The organism is Vibrio sp. 378, assembly GCF_033339435.1.
This window is the reverse complement of record NZ_JAWOUO010001059.1, coordinates 1-542: the sequence shown is the minus strand read 5'-3', so window position 1 is coordinate 542 and position 542 is coordinate 1. Positions and strand designations below refer to the sequence as shown.

Genomic DNA, 542 nt, shown 5'->3' with positions numbered 1-542 from the left:
CTGGCGTACGCATCAAGGGTGATGTACCTCTATCAGAAATGTTCGGTTACATCGGTACTCTACGTACAATGACATCTGGTCGTGGTCAGTTCTCTATGGAGTTCTCACACTACTCACCATGTCCAAACAACGTTGCTGAGCAAGTAATTGCTGACGTTAAAGAGCGTAACGCTAAGAAGTAATTCTTAAGTTAACTCTATGATTTTAAAGCCCCGCCTCGTGCGGGGCTTTTTATATCTATGGCCGAAAGTTGTTTGAAGAGTCATCAACGTTCATCTTTTAAGTTTGCTTTACTTTGATGCTGAGATGCTGGCTAACATTCATCACCGAACTTGGTCGTTCTCTTGCTGTTTAGCAAAACTCCTTTTGAAGTAAGACGTGCTTATTTATCGAGCTCGATAATTTCAAAATCTTGTGTCACTGACTTTTCAAATGTGTCTATCTCTTCTTTTAACCACTGGGCAAATAGTTGTGCTTTTGGTCGCTTCAAGTAACCCTTGGGTGCACATAGGTAGTACGCAAATCTAGGTTTTATCGCGATG

At 41.5% G+C, this 542-nt stretch carries 1 protein-coding gene and 1 pseudogene; one reads left to right on the top strand and one right to left on the bottom strand.

The features are described from left to right. The coding region (locus tag R7Q48_RS30355) for a hypothetical protein (protein WP_318134122.1) at nt 1-182 on the top strand (182 nt) is incomplete at its 5' end. A gap of 200 nt (nt 183-382) precedes the next feature. Here the strand turns inward: R7Q48_RS30355 and R7Q48_RS30350 are convergent. Next, nucleotides 383-542: pseudogene (locus tag R7Q48_RS30350) on the bottom strand (transcriptional regulator); the annotation flags it as partial.